The sequence below is a fragment of the Chryseobacterium sp. MYb264 genome, assembly GCF_035974275.1.
GTDB lineage: Bacteria > Bacteroidota > Bacteroidia > Flavobacteriales > Weeksellaceae > Chryseobacterium.
On record NZ_CP142422.1, the window covers coordinates 1,815,940 to 1,833,018 of the forward strand.

The window sequence follows — 17,079 nt, forward strand, 5'->3', positions numbered from 1 at the left end:
TTACGTTTCGGCAATTCCGGCAATGGCATCAATCTGATTATCAATGAATTTAAATTCAAGCCCATGTTCCGTATCCAACTGATAATGAAGCGATAATCGGATGGTATTATTTTTACTGATCCTTATATCATTCAATTCTTTAATGAATGGATTATGTTTTTCCACAGAATCAATATTCAAAGGAGGTTCACCGGATTTCTCTGTATTTTCATAATAATGGGCATAGAGTTTTTGGTATCTCTCAAACGCTTTTTGCTGTAAATCAAGTAAAATAACATCAAAAAGATTAATAAAACGCTGATAGGTTTCTGCATAAATGTTTAGATCCTCATCACTTGGTGGTTCATCAATCTCTTCTCCATCTTCATCAAATTCATCTCCCAAAAATATTTCAGCTTTATTATCCTCAAAAAAAGGATGCCAAAAGAAAATCTCTGCCGAAAAACCAGCCCAATCTTCCTGTACTTTTCCAAAAAGTGAATGTTGTGTCATGTTTATTTAACTCAATATCAATTAATTTCAACTTATTTACTTCACATAATCTTTCAGGAAATAAGAATCTTTTCCGTCTTCCTTTTCTTTTACATCGATAAAATCACGATAGCTAAACTTTTTGCCTTGATGTTCGGGCTTCGCTTTTTCATACAAATAATCTCCAAAATACTGAAAACCTCCGGCAATAAAGTAATTGACAAAAAATGTATTTTTCGGATTGATCACATGTAACGTGCAAGATTTGAATTTTTTACCGTTTAGCTCTCCGGTATTATTGGTTTCAAAAAAATAATATTTACCTGTATTCTCCCAAATGGTAAAAGAGAAATCGTTGTTCTTGTAGGCAAAATCAGCCTTTCCCAACTTTGAATCTATTAATTTTTCAAAATCTTCGGCTTCATCGGTCGTATTGATATCAATTCCGTAAGCATCCACTTTTTTAGATTTATTTTCTTCGTAAAAAGAAATCTTATTATCGAGCGTAAAAGGTGGTGTTCCGTTAGAACCTGCAAAGTTTTCTCCGTAAAAATTGATGGCCTTTTTATCGGTTGTATAATATCTTGTCATATCCGAAAATGACTTGTCCTCTTCAAGTTTTACCTTTTCTTTAACAACTGTCATATTGATGGGAAAAGACATTTCCGAAACATCAAAACCTTTCTGGCAGGACAATAAAAAAGGTAATATCAAAAGCGCTAAGAAGTATTTTATTTTTTTTAGAAGATGAGTTTTCATAAATTCTGTATTTTACCTGGTGATCAGTTATTTCCTCAAATATAAAAAATCTAAAGCAATTCTCAATAAAAATAGATAACTCTATCTATTTTTTGTTTTATCTTCGTAAAAAATTTAAGATGGCTAAAAAGATCAGCGTGAAAGAAAGAATTGTGGAAACAGCAACCCGTCTTTTTTATCATCAGGGCTTTAACAGTACCGGAATCAATCAGATCATCGCGGAGGCCGGCATTGCGATTGGCTCTTTATATAAACATTTTCAATCGAAAGAAGATCTTTTATGTTATTATTTACAGCAGCAGGAAACTGAATTTTTTTCTAATTTAAATGAGTATCTGAAAAACGAAAAAAATGCTTCAAAAAAGATTTTAAAGATGATTGATTACCGAATTGACCTTCAGCAAAAAGCAGATTTTTCGGGCTGTCATTTTATCAAGATCAATGCAGAAATTGGCAGACAGAACCAGAGAATTGCCGATATCGTTTCGGGACATAAGCAGCGTCAGTATGATTATATAAAGACTATTCTGTCAGAAACAGAATCCCCTGAAAATAAGAGCTCGGCAAAAGAAATCTCTGCGCGAACTATTTTCCTGATGATCGAGGGGGCGGTAGTTTCAAGCAGTATCCTTGGCAATACTGATGATCTGAAGAATGTTAAAAAAACAGTCAAAGAGTTGTTATAATTTTTTTTAAACTAAAATAGATAGACCTTTCTATATATTATGAAAAGTAAAACTAAAAAATGGCTTGCCCTGACCGTTCTTCTGCTGGCTCATTTACTTACCATTATCGATATTTTTATTGTCAATATCGCGATTCCATCTATCCAAAACGGATTAAAGCTTACCCAATCAGGTGTTCAGCAGGTGGTTGCGATTTATATGATTGGTTTTGCATCATTTCTTATTCTCGGAGGTAAAGCGGGAGACCATTATGGAAGAAGAAAAGTATTTATTTCCGGATTGGTATTTTTTATGATTTTCTCGGCTGGTTGTTGTTTTGCAATCTCTTCAGAGCAATTAATTGCCTCACGGTTTCTCCAAGGTGTGAGTGCCGGATTCATGTCACCCCAGGTTTTATCCTACATTCAGATTCTCTTTAAAGACCATAAAGAACGTACACATGCTCTAGGATGGTACGGAATAGCCATCGGTATTGGGACAATGCTTGGTCAATTTTCAGGAGGTCTTTTGGTAGAGTTAAAACCCATTATCGTCGATCAGTCGTGGCGGTATATTTTCCTTATTAATATTCCTATTTGTGGTATTACCATTATTTTAGCAACCATTTTTCTAAAAGACTCATCTTCTACTCCGAATTCTGTAAAAATAGATTTTCCAAGTGCTTTTATACTTTGCATCGGGCTTATTTTACTGCTGTTTTCAGTAACAACCGCCTTAGAGCAGTCGTTCACTATTTTTATAACTTTATTGATTTCCTCCATTCTATTGCTTATTTATTTTATAATGAAACAGAAGAGAAAGGGAGACCAAGCTCTTCTCAATCTAGAACTGTTCAGATACAAAAACTTTAGCAGGGCTTTGATGGCTGCAGGCCTTTTTATGTTTATGCTGGATGCTTACTTTTTCATTCTAGCCGTTTTTCTTCAGGATGCATTGCACTTATTGCCATTCCAGGCGGGAAATTTCATTGTATTTCAGGGGTTGGGATTTATTTTCTCATCATTATTTGCCCCAAAATTACTGATTAAATTGGGAAGCAAAGTGCTTATTTCGGGGGTTCTTCTCATTATTATTACTTTACTTATTCAGCTTATGGCATTTCATTATAAAAACACTGAATTCCCAGGATATATCATCATGATTTTTCATGGAGCGGGAGTCGCATTAGTACTTCCTTCATTTGCCAATATCGCATTGAGAGGGATTCCTGAGCATTTGGCCGGTAATGCCTCCGGTGTCTATTCCACGTTACAACAGCTGTCCGGTGCTTTTGGAATTGCGTGTACCGGTGGCTTTTTTTATCATTATATTCATCAGAACAGAGATTTTTCATATTTTTATGAGGCCTTTAGATACAGTACTGCTATTCATATTCTTTGCCTGACCGGAGTTTTAATCATCTTAATACATCTTTCCCAATCTGTTATTAAAATGAAATAATTAAACAGACTTTAGATACTCCTATTAAAAAAACCGAGCATATCACCTCCAAATAGGTGGCTTCTTTTGGCACTGACCGGATATCTTCATTTATTTCAAAAAGATCAGCGAAATTTTGAGAATACCAGATAAACAAGTAACCGGAATATCAGGGGGCAACTGTATCACTACCATGAGCAGAATTAACATTTATTTTAAATTCATATCTTTTTTCATCTATAATTAAAGTTAAATACTGTTTATAAGCACATTACAATATAAAATTAATACAAAATCGAAATATCCGGATTTTAAGAAAAATTAAACTTTAAAACATTGTAAATTACTCATTAACAAAACGTTTTAAAGTATATTTTATTCCATGAGTAGCATACTATACTTTTGGTCTCTCTGAAGAATATTAAAAAAAAATATTACTTTTGCTGTAAAGAATAAGATTGTTTTTTATTTTTTTTATTAATACATTTAGATACACCAATTTATAAGACATTAAAATCCAGCCCATGAGAAAAATAATTTTACTATTTACTTGTATGTTCGGTATTTCTGTTTTCTCGCAAATTAAAGTGTTGAAAAACGAAACTTTGGTGGAAATAGGTAAAGATAATTCCGTTGGTTTATATAAAAAAGATGACCAATTTACTATTAATTATCAGGATCTGAACACCAGTAATCTGAACACCATCCGCTCTTTCTCATTTTTAAATCTGAATGCTGATGTTGAAGGTTTGTATAAAATGATATCAGACGGATTTATTGATCCTCCGGTGGGAAATATCACGCTGGAGCTACCCAACGATATTATCGAGCTGCACTACGAGAAAAACTATGGCCAGCCCACCGTACAGTTTATACAGTATATCAATAAAAACAGAAAATATGTAGGTAAGTCACAGTTTCTGAACAAAAAACAGGTTGACAAAGTTTTTGGAAAATCCACCGGAAAATCGGCTCTTTACGACAGACCTCCAGCAGCGGCCAATAATACAAATTCGTCAAAAGTCTCTCCTACTACGGGTGGAAAAGATAAGAAATCAAGAAAATAATTACTTTTTTTAAAATAATTACCCAGCTCATTCTCTCTGAATGAGTTTTTTTATTTTATTTTTGCAAAAAAGATTCTATACAATATGTCTCTTCACATAAACAATTTAACCAAGAAATTTGGTGAACAAACCGCACTTAATAGCATCAATATTTCGATTGAGAAAAACGAAATCATCGGACTTTTGGGACCTAATGGAGCAGGCAAATCAACTTTGATGAAATCTATTGTCGGTGCATTGAAAATTGATGAAGGCGAAATAATTTTTAACGGAAAAAATATTTCCGAATATGAAATAGAAAGTAAGAAAAACATTGGTTTTCTCCCTGAAAATAATCCGCTGTATCTTGAAATGTATGTGAAGGAATACCTGCAATTCGTTGCCAATATTCATAAAATCCCATCTTCAAGAGTAGATGAGGTGATTAAACTGGTGGGCATTACTCCGGAAAGATCGAAGAAAATCGGGCAACTTTCAAAAGGATACAAACAAAGAGTTGGTTTAGCTCAGGCTATTATTCATCAACCTGACCTTTTAATTCTTGATGAACCAACCAACGGACTGGATCCCAATCAAATTATCGAGATCCGAAATGTGGTCAAAGAAATCGGTCAGCAGAAAACCGTTTTGCTTTCTACACACATCATGCAGGAGGTTGAAGCGCTTTGTTCAAGAGTAATTCTGATTCATACAGGGAATATTCTTCAGGACTGTCCGATTGATGAGTTTAAAGGCAAATTCGAAAGTCTGGAAGAGGCTTTCGCTAATTATACACAGGCAGCGGTTTAAATGGCTTTATTTTTGATTGAGAACTAATCTCAACTGATAAACATTTAAAAAAATGATTAAAAAAATTTTGTTAGGTACATTTTGTATTGTACAATTTTCATTAGCCAGTGCTAATGTAATTAATGAAAATCCTGTATCAACAGTTAATTATCAAAAAGAAAGAGTTCCTAAATCGGTCATTATCAAGACTAAAAAATTTAAAATAAAGATTGATCAGCAACCTAATGGTAATTACCTTTACCAATCCTGGGGTGTAAACGGAAAAGTTTCGACAAAACCAGCCATGATCATCTCTAACGGAAATTTAATTCCTGATGGCAGTGGCGGAAACTATTATTACGAATTCGATAACAATGGCTACACGTACCAGGTCTGGAGAAACTATTTAACGGCATCTGCAAAAACTCCGGCTTATACTTTGGTTGTTATTGATCAGAACGGAAAAACAATCGTCAATCAAGACGGAATAGTTGTAAAAAATTAATTTTAATTCAATAGCTTATCATTCCTGATCTCCGCATCAGGAATTTTCTTTTTAAACAACATTTGTTTACTATTATTTTGGTAAATTCACTTAAAAATATTCAACATCAATGGCATTCACCATTAAATCTAACCTGATCGACATCGTTTCAAAGGAAACATATCCTGCAGAAATTACAATTAAAGACAATAAAATCAGTTCAATAGAAAGAATTTCTGAAACGCTTGAAACGTATATTCTGCCAGGTTTTATTGACGCCCATGTTCATATCGAAAGCAGTATGCTTGTTCCGACGGAATTTGCAAAAATCGCGGTAAAGCACGGAACTGTGGGAACGATTTCAGATCCGCATGAAATTGCCAATGTATTAGGAATTTCCGGTGTTGAATATATGATTGATAATGCACGGCAAACTCCTTTTCACTTCTATTTCGGGGCTCCTTCATGTGTTCCCGCCACCAATTTTGAAACTGCAGGAGCTGTAATTGATGCTGAACATATTGATCAGTTACTGGACAAGAAAGAAATTGTATATCTCGCTGAGATGATGAATTTTCCCGGTGTTATATATCAGGACGAAGAAGTACTGAAAAAGCTGGAATCCGCAAAAAGGCATGGAAAGCCTATTGACGGGCACGCTCCCGGATTGATGGGTGAAGAAATGAAGACCTATTTTAGCGCGGGAATTTCAACCGATCACGAATCTTTTGGTTATCAGGAAGCGTTGGAAAAACTTCAACACGGAGTTAAAATCATGATTCGTGAAGGAAGTGCTGCCAAAAATTTTGAGACTTTAATTCCATTGTTAAAAGAATTCCCGGATCAGATCATGTTCTGTTGTGATGATAAACATCCCGATAATCTGATTGAATCTCATATTGACGATCATGTAAAGCGGGCCCTGAAGTTGGGATATGATGTGTATGATGTTTTACGAGCTTCTTCTTATAATGTTATCCAACATTACAATTTACCTGTCGGATTATTACAAATCGGAGACAAGGCAGATTTCATTGAAATTGATAGTCTTGAGGATTTCAATATTTTAAAAACGTATATCGATGGAAATGTGGTTGCAGAAAAAGGAGAATCCTTTCTGTCCTCTTTTGAAGCTCCGATTGTCAATAATTTTCATTGCAGTTTAAAAGAACCTTCAGATTTTAAAATAAAAAGTAACGGCGAAAAAATCCGTGTGATCGAAACTTTGGACGGACAATTAATCACCAAAGAAATCCACGCAGAATCATTAATTGTAAATGGCTTTGCCGAATCTAATCCCAATGAGGATATCCTGAAAATTGCGGTTGTCAATCGTTATTATGATGCTCCTGTAGCCACTGCTTTTATCAAAAATATAGGTCTGAAAACCGGAGCAATTGCCTCTTGTGTAGCCCATGACTGTCATAATATTGTGGTTGTAGGAACCAATGATGAAGATATGTGTAAAGCCGTTAATGCAATCATAAGAGCAAAAGGAGGAATTTCTCTTGCCACAGAAACAGAAGAAATGGTTTTAGAGCTTCCCATTGCAGGAATTATGACGAATCTTCCGGCAGAAAAAGTTGCTGAATCTTATATAAAATTAGACCAGCGTGCCAAAGAACTGGGAAGCAAACTGAGAGCTCCCTATATGAGCTTGTCTTTTATGGCGCTTTTGGTCATTCCTGAACTTAAATTAAGTGATAAAGGTCTGTTTAATGGGAAAAGTTTTGAGTACACGGATGTTTTTATCAAGTAAACAACAAAGGATCAAATAGTTATCAGGAATATACCGATTTTAAACAATTCGTTTTTCAATTTCGGTTTCTGCGTAAAATTTAGTTTCATTAAAACTATCTTTAGCTGCGTGGTATCCGATATTGAAAATTTCATCTAATCTGTCCTTTCTTCTTTCAAAAGTTCCGTAAGTAGAAAGTTCCTGCGAAGTGATAAACCAATCGCAATAGTCGAATTTTGCTTTTTCTACACGATAAGAAAGTAAGTCATAGGAACGGGAAACGACTGCTTTTATGGATTTAAGATCGTTAATTTTAATGTCATGGGGCGGAGATACGAAAACACCGATCAAATTATCGCAATCCTCGCTGATAATATCTGCGGGAAAGTTGTTCAACACTCCTCCATCACAATACATTTCATCGCCGATAATGTAAGGTGTTGTAATGCCCGGAATGGAACATGAAGCAATAATGGCATCTACCACCTTGAAATTTTCATCGAAGATCTTTTCGGTTCCATTGACTAATTCCGTGGCAACAATTTTCACTTCTTTATCCAAGTCACCCAATTTCATTTCACCAAAAATAGGGTTGAGATAATTGCGGAAAATCACTGAAGAAACCAATCCAGGCTGATTGAAGGTAAAATGTTTCCAGTTGAAAAAATAAACGGAATTAAAAAATTCGAGAATCTCTTCGGGACTTTTCCCCACGGCATATAAAGCACCGACGATAGAACCGGCACTACAGCATGATAAAATATCGACATCGATATTTTTTTCGTTAAGAAATTTTAATACGCCTGCATGGGCAATACCTTTTGTACCACCTCCTGATAAAACAAGCCCTGTTTTCTTAAAATTCATAGAATAAATGTAAGAAAACAGAGCGAGATAATCGGATTAAATTCCTAAAATATCAGAATTTTAAAAATATTTTAATGTTTACTGATCCCAAGATTCTGATTGATATACAAGTTAGGATAATTCATGAGTTTTGAAACAAAATCGGCAATGCTTTTTCTAGAGATCGCGGAACCTTTTTCAGGAGTTCCTTTATAAGTAATTTCATAATCGATCTCGTCAGTATTGGTGAACCAATCCGGTCGAAGAATAGTGTAATCCAATCCTGAATCTTCAATAATATCGGCCAATTTTCGGTAAGGCTCTAAAACGGGACGCAACGGCACATTATAAATCCCGATAGAACTGATGGCAATTACCCTTTTCACACCTTCTTCCTGCATTGCTTTCACAATATTATCAGTCATTATTCCGAGATCTCCGTCTAGGTTAATATAAACGATTTCCTGACCTTTTACGGCTTTTCGAATATCACTGAACCGCAGTGCATCTCCTTCTATGACTTCACAATCCTCCGAAATAGATCGGGAAAGTCGGTTTTTATTTCTTACGAATAAAGTTAACTGTATATTTTCCAAAGGTTTTACAGCTTCTATAACATATTGTGCCAGACTGCCTGTAGCTCCTATGATAAGTATTTTTTTCATTTAAATTTTTAATTCATTTGTAAAAGACGGAAAATTATTTTCCAACTCTTGCCTGAAGATGCTGAGGATATCTTTCTCCCACAATTTCGATGGTTAACAAAGCATGTTGAATCTTCGCTAAATCATCTGCTGAAAGTTCGAGAGAAGCGCCGCCCACATTTTCTTCAAGTCGATGGATTTTTGTCGTTCCCGGAATCGGAGCGATCCAGGGTTTTTGAGCCAAAAGCCAAGCCAAGGCCACCTGAGCCGGAGTGGCCTTCTTCTCTATAGCCAAATCTTTAACCAGATCCACCAATGCCTGATTCGCCTTTCTGTTCTCCTCTGAAAAACGAGGTACTATATTTCTGAAATCCTCTGCTGCGAACTGAGTCGTTTCATTGATTGTTCCTGTTAAAAAGCCTTTTCCAAGCGGGCTAAACGGCACAAAACCAATTCCCAATTCCTCTAATGTTGGAATGATCTCTTTTTCCGGTTCGCGATAAAACAGTGAGTATTCACTTTGTAATGCAGCAACGGGCTGTACCGCGTGAGCTCTTCGAATACTTTCTACCCCAGCCTCGGACATTCCCCAATGTTTTACTTTTCCTTCTTTAATCAAATCCTGAATCGTTCCTGCAACATCTTCAATGGGAACGTTGGGATCTACTCTATGCTGATAAAAAAGATCGATATAATCGGTCTGTAAATATTTTAATGAATTTTCAGCGACTTGGCGAATTCTTTCCGGTCGGCTGTCAACACCTTTCATGGCGTCACCATCCAGAAATCCGAATTTTGTCGCAATGACAACTTTATCTCTGAACGGAGCCACGGCTTTACCAAGCAAAGTTTCATTTCCGCCCTGACTGTACGCTTCAGCTGTATCAAAAAAAGTAACTCCTAAATCATATGCTTTTCTGATCAGATCAATCGCTTCATTTTCGGGGGTAGCAGGACCATAACCGAAAGTCAACCCCATACATCCTAAACCTAAAGCGGAAACTTCAAGTCCGCTTTTACCTAATGTTCTTGTTTTCATCTTGATTGTACTATTTCAATTTATAGTACAAATTTCGGAACTAAAATTATGTGAGTTTGTATACAGATTACGGTATTATTTACCAAAATTACTGATTACATGATGTTTAAAATTGTGAATACCTAAACTAATTTGATTAATTCTTTTGCCTGTTATTTGTTTTTAAAGCACAAAGGCCTTATCTGCGATAAAATGAATGAAGTGATTGTAGCTACGATCTCTGTGGGATGACAAACTTTACATCAATTTCAGAAATCTCTGATAAATGGCAACGACCCTAGCCCCGATTGCAACGACATCCTTTTGTGCAGCGAAGCGGAACAAAAGATATAGTGGAAAGCGGGAAACAGCTTCATAAAATTCAAAATCTGTTGAGGAATCTTTTTACAATAAACTGCTATTTTCTTTATTTTTTGTCGTACAATTTCAGAATATTGACAAGGTCGTTTTCATCCGCCATTGTATCGATTAATGCTGAAATATCGGGAGAAGTTCCTAACTTTTCCTTTAGCAAAGGCTTTAATCCGGGAGCTTTAAAAGATATTTCAGTTAGGTCTTTGTTCTTCCGAATAATAAGATAATCAATATTTTGAGTTTCGTATGTATAAATAGGACCTGTATAAAAACTTTTTCGGTACCAAGCTGCTTTATTTCCGTTAAACATCACCTGAAGCAATCCCGCCTCTTTGGAAAGAACGGATTTTGAATTCACGAAACGTCTTCTTACTTTTTTTAGATCGCGAATTTCTAAAAACTTGATATCATTTTCATTAATCCTCTGTTTTTTACCTGAAGGCTCGAGAACCGTCATTTGCCTGATATAGGTTCCCGGAGAAAACTCTGAGTTGTCATAGAGACCCACATTCAGAACTTTGGTTTTTACTGTATCTTTAGAATTTTTAAGCACATATTTCACAGGAAAGTATATTTCCTTGAACATCTCTTCTTTTTGAGAAAATAAAAAGTTAAAACAAAGGGAAAGAAGTAATAAATTTATTTTTTTCATGATAAAAACTGATATAAAAAAGCCCAGACAAATCTGAGCTTTAAATATAGATAAATTAATACTTAATTGTTAATATACTTCTCAAAAATTCTTGAGAAATCTTTTTGATTATACTTATCAAAGCTTGTGGTGTTCCAGGCGAAAATATACTCATTGATTGCTCTTAATTCCTGACTTTTTGAAACATTTTCCTGTTTTCCTGAAGCCACCGTTGCAACGGCCTTCTGAATGCTGTCATTAGAAAAGTTCAACAGAGAATGATTGTGGTGAACTTCCTGCTGAATCGCCAGAAGTGCTTTATACAGATCTTTCAGCTGGTCGATCTGGCCTTTGGCAACGCTGATCATCAAAGAAACATTTCCGATATTGAATGAAATTTCAACGTCCAGATCTATTGTTCCGGCGGTCTGCAATGCAATATTGGAGAAAGGAAACTGGTAATATTCATATCTCTTTAATGTTCTCTTTTTATCCAGCGCACTTGCGCCGTCAATGTGAATAAGTGCCCTGTTGGTGAAGCAGTACTCATCTCTTTTAGATTTAATTAAAAAGAAAATTTTTTCGTTGTCTTCGGATAAAATATAATCATCTGAATCTACTTTATCATAATCATGAGACGGAATAATTTTACCGATATCACCTAATCCTAACGCTTCTGCCGCTAATTTTTTAAACATCGTTTTTTTTGAATTTTTAAAAGTTTATTTAATGAAATAAAATTAAGAAAATAACTGAAATAAAAAAGAAAGCCACAGATTTTTTGTCTGTGGCTTCTTCTATTATTAAACTTTGTCAAAGATTAAAAACTTTGACAAAGTGGTATATTACAATTAAATGTGAATCACTTCACCGTATGCAGCAGCGGCAGCTTCCATGATCGCTTCAGAAACCGTTGGGTGCGGGTGAATAGATTTGATGATTTCGTGGCCAGTCGTTTCTAATTTTCTGGCAACAACAGCTTCAGCAACCATATCTGTAACCCCTTCTCCGATCATGTGGCAACCTAACCACTCGCCATATTTAGCATCGAAAATTACTTTAACGAAACCGTCAGTATTTCCGTTGGCTGTTGCTTTACCACTTGCAGAAAGAGGGAATTTACCCACTTTGATCTCGTATCCTTTTTCTTTAGCCTGCTTTTCTGTAAGACCAACAGAAGCAACTTCAGGGTGACAGTAAGTACATCCAGGAATATTACCATAGTCGATTTTCTCAACGTGAAGACCTTTGATTTTCTCAACACAAGTAATCCCTTCCGCAGAAGCAACGTGCGCCAAAGCCTGAGTAGGAATCAAATCTCCGATGGCATAGTATCCGGGAACTGAAGTTTCGTACCATTCGTTGACCAAAACTCTACCTTTATCTGTCTGGATTCCCACTTCTTCAAGACCAATGTTCTCGATGTTTGCAGCAATACCCACAGCAGACAATAAAATATCAGCTTCAAGAACTACGTTTCCGTTAGCGGTTTTCACTGTAGCTTTCACTCCTTCTCCGCTTGTATCAACGCTTTCTACAGAAGCATTTACCATAATTTCGATACCTGATTTTTTCAGAGATTTTTCTAAGTGCTTAGAAACATCCTCATCCTCTACAGGAACGATGTTCGGCATAAATTCAACAACGGTTACTTTTGTACCCATTGTGTTATAGAAGTCAGCAAATTCTACCCCGATTGCTCCAGAACCTACAACAATCATAGATTTTGGCTGCTCAGGAAGAGATAATGCCTGTCTGTATCCGATTACTTTTTTACCGTCCTGAGGTAAGTTTGGTAATTCTCTAGAACGAGCTCCGGTTGCGATAATAATGTGAGTCCCTGCATATTCAGTTACTTTTCCATCTTTATCTGTAACAGAAACTTTTTTGCCTTTCTGTACTTTTGCAGTTCCTAAAATAACATCGATTTTGTTCTTTTTCATCAAGAACTCAATCCCTTTACTCATTTTGTTGGCCACTCCACGGCTTCTTTGGATTACATTTGGAAACTCAAAGCTCCCTTCCACTTTATTTAAACCATAATCTTCAGCGTGATTGATATAATGAAATACCTGAGCCGACTTCAACAAAGCTTTAGTTGGAATACATCCCCAGTTAAGGCAAATTCCTCCTAAATTTTCTTTCTCGATAATTGCAGTTTTAAAACCTAATTGCGCCGCTCTAATGGCAGTAACATATCCACCAGGACCACTTCCGATGACAATAATATCGTAATTCATTAGTTTAAAATTTTTATGCGAATTTAAGGAAAAATATTGGATGAAGCACGTTTCTGCGAATTCCGCTTATAATGTAAAACAAAAGGCAATTTTCATCAAATTAAAACAAAAAAGAGAACACTTTTCGTATTCTCTTGTAACAATTTTTATTGTAGTCTGAATATTTGATAAAATAGAAATTATAAAACAGAGTGATTTCAATTGTATAATATTCTAAAAATTTCTACTCTTTACATTTTTTTCAACAATCTTTTCTGATCCTGATATTTTTGGTTTAAAGCCTTCATCTGATCTCTTTTCATCTGCTTTGTGGCCAACGGATGGTTCAAGATTAATTTCTTTTCCTGATTATATCTTTTATCCAGCTCTTTAGATTTGATGGCAATCAATTCGCTTTTTGATGGATGTGGAGGTGGTGTCGGATGTTTTTGCGCCGAAACACTCATCGATAGACCTACAAATAAAATGGTTGATATCAATAACTTTTTCATGACATTTAAATTTTTGAATGATTTTAGTTAAATAATGATTTTTAATTAAATTCATTCGATTTCGAACTGAATATTACATATATCGTACCAAGAATTTTTTCATTATTAAAGTATTTAAATTACCAAAATTTGGTAACTTTGATATTGATTAAAAAACAAAAAAATGGGACGAAATACTTCTGTTTCTCTAGGAGATTACTTTGAGGATTTTGTAGATCAAAAAGTTTCTGAAGGAAGATTTAAAAATGCCAGTGAAGTTATTCGCGCGGGTTTGCGATTATTGGAAGAAGATGAAAACAGAGTTCAGCTTTTGAAAAATGCAATTCAGGAGGGAATTGATAGTGGAATTAATGCTGATTTTAATCCAAAAAAACATCTTCAAACACTTAAAGCTAAATTAAAAGACAATGGCTAATTATGTTTTAACCCATAAAGCGATTGAAGATCTATCAAAAATATATGAATATACTTATGAATTTTGGTCGGAAAATCAGGCGGATATTTACTATGAAAAATTATTAAATTTCTTTCAATTACTTGCCGAAAACCCAAAAATTGGAAAAATATATACAGAAATTAGCTCTGAAATTTTTGGGTTCTTGGCAGAAAAACATTTAATTTTCTATCGAATCGTAATGAATGAAAATATTGAAATCATAAGAATTTTAGGCGCTGAAATGGATATTAAAAATAGAATAAAAGAATAACTATTTAATTTCGACATTCTGTTTCAAAGGCAAATTTTTAGAAGAATTTCCCACAAAAATTCTATACGTGCCTTTCTCTACAATCCAATTCATTTTCTCATCTAAAAACTGCAATTCTTTCACAGGAACTTCAATTGAAATCTGTTTTGATTCTCCCGGTTTCAGATCTACTTTTTTAAATCCTTTCAACTCAATAATTGGCCTCGAAACTGACGCCAGCATATCTTTAACATATAACTGTACAACTTCACGTCCTGCTTTAGAACCTGTATTTTTAACCGTAACCTTTGCAATAATCGTATCGTTTTCAGCATATTTTAATTGATTTAATTGTAAATCAGAGATTTCGAAAGTCGTATAACTCAATCCAAAACCAAATGGATACAATGGCTCGCCACTCAAATCATGGTAATCATTTCCTCTTCCCGTCGGATGGTGATTATAAGTTAAAGGCAATTGACCTTCCTCAATAGGAAACGTAATTGGTAATTTTCCGGAAGGATTCTCTGCTCCGAAAAGCACTTTTGCCACAGCATTCCCCCCTTCTTCTCCTGGATACCAAACGTCTAAAATCGCTCCGACCTTATCTTTCCAAACCGTGGTTTTTATCGCAGAACCACCCACCAAAATAACCGTTGTCGGTTTATTTAATTTCGAAACTTCCTGAATAAATTTTTCCTGATTTCCGGGAAGACTCAAGGAAGAACGATCCTGAAATTCTCCTTCATGAATTCCTGCTGTAACAATGATGTAATCTGCATTTTGGGCCAATTGTAAGGCTTCATTAAACTCTTTTTGCTCATCATCCAAACCATAATTCCAGATCAGTTCGATATTCGCTTCTCCTCTATTTTCATGAAATTCTACAGTAATATCATATTTCTGACCCTTCACAAAATCAATATCAACTGTTTTGGTTGAATAACTTAGCTTTTCCCATTGATCAATGACTAATTTTCCATTTAAAAACAATCTGAAACCATCATTTCCGCGAAGTCCCAATTGATATTTTCCTGAATTTGGCGCTTCCAGTTTTCCTGTCCAGCGGACGCTGTAATTGTCCGGTTGCAGTTTTTCGGGATTTGGAGAATATAAAGTCCATTTAAAATTCAACTGTTCGTCCTGCTTTTCAAATGCAGGATTTCCTTTTAAATCAGAATTAGAAAAATAATTTCCCTTCAATCCTTTTTGATTTTCCGAGGATAAAAACTCTGCCGGAACCGTTGCAAAATCCTTCAAATTCCAATCGATTCCTTTTGAATAATTGACTTCAATATTTTTATTTGTAACGAAACTTTTAATTCCATCCAAAATACTTACTTTCTTATTTCCCGGTCCGGAATAACCGCCCAATCTTGCATCAACAGCGTCCGTTCCAACCACCAAAATCTTTTTATAATTTTCAGAAATCGGAAGCGTTTGATTATTATTTTGGAGCAAAACAAAAGATTCAATCGCAGTTTTTTCAACTAATGGTTTATGATTGATTTTCTTTAATTCATCAATATCTTTATTAGAAACATAAGGATTTTCAAACAAGCCTAATTCAAATTTCGCTCGTAAAACTCTCGCAACCGCATCATCAATTCTTTCTTTGGAAATTCTTCCATCCAAAAATGGCGGAATAAATAATTTATAATGTTGATATTCTGTCTGAAAAATAACATCCAAACCGGCATTAATCGCCTGTGCAGAAGCGTCATCATAATCTTTGGCCGTAAAATGCAGCACATTCGCACCGCCAACCGCACTTGCATCGCTAATGACGAAACCTTTAAAATTCCATTCTTTTTTTAATTTTTCGGTCAGTAACCAATGATTTGCCGTTGAAGGTCTTCCGTCCAATAAATTATAAGACGTCATTACCGAACGGCTTTTCCCTTGTTGAAAAGCTTTTTGAAAAGGAATCAAATGGGTTTCTTCCAAATATCTTTTGCCCCAATGAATCGGGTAAGAATCACGACCACCTTCGCCAACATTCGCTAAAAAGTGTTTTGGAGTCGTAATAATTCCCATATTTTCAAAAGAACTGACGAAATTTACACCCATCACGGAAGTCAAAAATGGATCTTCGCCGTACGTTTCCTCGGTTCTTCCCCATCGAACGTCGCTCGCTAAATTTACAACCGGAGTCAAAATCTGACGAATTCCTCTCAATTTTGATTCTTTGGCAATGGCTGTTGAAACTTCTTTCATCAACTCAGGATTGAAAGTTGCCGATAAACCGATCGCTTGCGGAAAAGCAGTCGCACCTTCACGCATCAATCCGTGCAAAGCCTCATCAAAAGGGATAATCGGAATTCCCAAACGGGACTCTTCCACAAAATATTTCTGAATGGCATTGATTTTTTTCGCTAATCTTTCCGCATCTTCGTTTGCGTTATATTTCAATAATTGCCCAGCAACTCCACCACCTTGATTTCCTGCGCTCACCTGCAAACCGAAAATTCCGTGAGAATATTGACCTTTCGGAACATTATCCAAATCTCCGGGAATCATGAAACATTGCCAGAATTTTTCTTCGGGCGTCATTCGTTTCAGCAAATCCTGAACTCTGGCTTCTACAGGTTGTTTTGGATCTTTGTATAAAGGTTTTTGAGCAGAAATAAATGTTGTGCTCAATAATGAAATTACTATAATTTTAAATCGAAGTTTAAAGCACATAAAATAATTTGATTTAATTATTGTTCTTTTGTCTTGAAATCGAAGATTCGACGAAGTCAAACAAAAGAACC

At 35.3% G+C, this 17,079-nt stretch carries 18 protein-coding genes; 8 read left to right on the forward strand and 10 right to left on the reverse strand.

What is annotated here, in order from left to right:
- Window positions 1-492, reverse strand: a complete 492-nt coding sequence (locus VUJ46_RS07770) for a DUF6985 domain-containing protein (protein ID WP_326984421.1) — start codon at window positions 490-492, stop codon at window positions 1-3.
- 36 nt (window positions 493-528) lie between these two features.
- Window positions 529-1,230, reverse strand: a complete 702-nt coding sequence (locus tag VUJ46_RS07775) for a hypothetical protein (RefSeq protein ID WP_326984422.1) — start codon at window positions 1,228-1,230, stop codon at window positions 529-531.
- A 119-nt stretch (window positions 1,231-1,349) separates the two neighbouring features.
- Between VUJ46_RS07775 and VUJ46_RS07780 the strand changes: the two genes are divergently transcribed.
- The 6 genes from VUJ46_RS07780 (at window position 1,350) to ade (ending at window position 7,413) form a co-directional block, all read left to right on the forward strand.
- Window positions 1,350-1,916 carry a TetR/AcrR family transcriptional regulator gene (locus tag VUJ46_RS07780; protein ID WP_326984423.1) on the forward strand — a complete coding sequence of 189 codons (567 nt, stop codon included), beginning with the start codon at window positions 1,350-1,352 and terminating at the stop codon, window positions 1,914-1,916.
- 39 nt (window positions 1,917-1,955) lie between these two features.
- Complete coding sequence (locus VUJ46_RS07785) at window positions 1,956-3,356, forward strand: MFS transporter (RefSeq protein WP_326984424.1); 1,401 nt, start codon at window positions 1,956-1,958, stop codon at window positions 3,354-3,356.
- A gap of 503 nt (window positions 3,357-3,859) precedes the next feature.
- Window positions 3,860-4,402: a hypothetical protein gene (locus VUJ46_RS07790; RefSeq protein WP_326984425.1), complete on the forward strand. Its 543-nt coding sequence runs from the start codon at window positions 3,860-3,862 to the stop codon at window positions 4,400-4,402.
- An 84-nt stretch (window positions 4,403-4,486) separates the two neighbouring features.
- Window positions 4,487-5,191: an ABC transporter ATP-binding protein gene (locus tag VUJ46_RS07795; RefSeq protein WP_326984427.1), complete on the forward strand. Its 705-nt coding sequence runs from the start codon at window positions 4,487-4,489 to the stop codon at window positions 5,189-5,191.
- Window positions 5,192-5,243: 52 nt separating this feature from the next.
- Window positions 5,244-5,675, forward strand: coding sequence for a hypothetical protein (locus tag VUJ46_RS07800; protein WP_326984428.1), 432 nt, complete (start codon window positions 5,244-5,246; stop codon window positions 5,673-5,675).
- A 109-nt stretch (window positions 5,676-5,784) separates the two neighbouring features.
- Complete coding sequence (gene ade / locus VUJ46_RS07805) at window positions 5,785-7,413, forward strand: adenine deaminase (protein ID WP_326984429.1); 1,629 nt, start codon at window positions 5,785-5,787, stop codon at window positions 7,411-7,413.
- 39 nt (window positions 7,414-7,452) lie between these two features.
- On the opposite strand, the gene VUJ46_RS07810 is transcribed toward ade, so the two are convergent.
- The 7 genes from VUJ46_RS07810 to VUJ46_RS07840 form a co-directional block, all read right to left on the reverse strand.
- On the reverse strand, window positions 7,453-8,259 hold the full coding sequence (locus VUJ46_RS07810) for a patatin-like phospholipase family protein (RefSeq protein WP_326984430.1): 807 nt from the start codon (window positions 8,257-8,259) through the stop codon (window positions 7,453-7,455).
- A gap of 71 nt (window positions 8,260-8,330) precedes the next feature.
- Window positions 8,331-8,903, reverse strand: coding sequence for an NAD(P)H-binding protein (locus tag VUJ46_RS07815; RefSeq protein ID WP_326984431.1), 573 nt, complete (start codon window positions 8,901-8,903; stop codon window positions 8,331-8,333).
- A 34-nt stretch (window positions 8,904-8,937) separates the two neighbouring features.
- Window positions 8,938-9,921, reverse strand: a complete 984-nt coding sequence (locus VUJ46_RS07820) for an aldo/keto reductase (RefSeq protein WP_326984432.1) — start codon at window positions 9,919-9,921, stop codon at window positions 8,938-8,940.
- Window positions 9,922-10,327: 406 nt separating this feature from the next.
- Window positions 10,328-10,861 (reverse strand): hypothetical protein, encoded by a 534-nt coding sequence (locus tag VUJ46_RS07825; protein ID WP_326984433.1) that lies wholly within the window; start codon window positions 10,859-10,861, stop codon window positions 10,328-10,330.
- Between the two features lie 128 nt (window positions 10,862-10,989).
- On the reverse strand, window positions 10,990-11,604 hold the full coding sequence (locus VUJ46_RS07830; RefSeq protein WP_326984434.1) for a PH domain-containing protein: 615 nt from the start codon (window positions 11,602-11,604) through the stop codon (window positions 10,990-10,992).
- Window positions 11,605-11,757: 153 nt separating this feature from the next.
- The gene (lpdA, locus tag VUJ46_RS07835; RefSeq protein WP_326984435.1) at window positions 11,758-13,146 is read right to left on the reverse strand and encodes a dihydrolipoyl dehydrogenase; all 1,389 of its coding nucleotides are present in this window, start codon (window positions 13,144-13,146) and stop codon (window positions 11,758-11,760) included.
- A 230-nt stretch (window positions 13,147-13,376) separates the two neighbouring features.
- Complete coding sequence (locus VUJ46_RS07840; protein WP_326984436.1) at window positions 13,377-13,637, reverse strand: hypothetical protein; 261 nt, start codon at window positions 13,635-13,637, stop codon at window positions 13,377-13,379.
- 163 nt (window positions 13,638-13,800) lie between these two features.
- On the opposite strand from VUJ46_RS07840, the gene VUJ46_RS07845 reads away from it, so the two are divergent.
- Window positions 13,801-14,052: a type II toxin-antitoxin system ParD family antitoxin gene (locus tag VUJ46_RS07845; RefSeq protein ID WP_326984437.1), complete on the forward strand. Its 252-nt coding sequence runs from the start codon at window positions 13,801-13,803 to the stop codon at window positions 14,050-14,052.
- Entirely contained in the window at window positions 14,045-14,344 is a 300-nt protein-coding gene (locus VUJ46_RS07850; RefSeq protein WP_326984438.1) for a type II toxin-antitoxin system RelE/ParE family toxin, read from the forward strand. Before VUJ46_RS07845 ends, VUJ46_RS07850 begins: the two co-directional genes overlap by 8 nt.
- On the opposite strand, the gene VUJ46_RS07855 is transcribed toward VUJ46_RS07850, so the two are convergent.
- Complete coding sequence (locus tag VUJ46_RS07855; RefSeq protein WP_326984439.1) at window positions 14,345-16,966, reverse strand: glycoside hydrolase family 3 N-terminal domain-containing protein; 2,622 nt, start codon at window positions 16,964-16,966, stop codon at window positions 14,345-14,347.
- Window positions 16,967-17,079 lie beyond the last annotated feature (113 nt).